1 pseudogene is annotated in these 224 nt (G+C 58.5%); it reads left to right on the forward strand.

Features of this window, described 5'->3' with window-relative positions:
- Positions 1–19: 19 nt before the first annotated feature.
- Positions 20–224: pseudogene (locus HX875_RS16085) on the forward strand (hypothetical protein); the annotation flags it as partial.

The raw sequence follows: 224 nt of genomic DNA on the forward strand, positions 1-224 counted from the left end.
GGCTCATGACCGGATCGTTGTGCTCGATCAACCCATCGTCATCAAAGCCGGTGACCTGATCGGTCATATGGGCCTTTACCAGGACTGCTACGTCGACCAACCGGAAAAGAAATTGCACCTGGAAGTCATCAGTGGCGAAGGCGTAGACGAGTTCATCGCCGCCAGCCGTGCCTGGGCCGGGCGCCTTCCCTCCAGCGAAAGCACCTGGTTGAAGCTCGCCAAAG

The sequence above is a fragment of the Pseudomonas yamanorum genome (assembly GCF_013386765.1).
GTDB lineage: Bacteria > Pseudomonadota > Gammaproteobacteria > Pseudomonadales > Pseudomonadaceae > Aquipseudomonas > Aquipseudomonas yamanorum_A.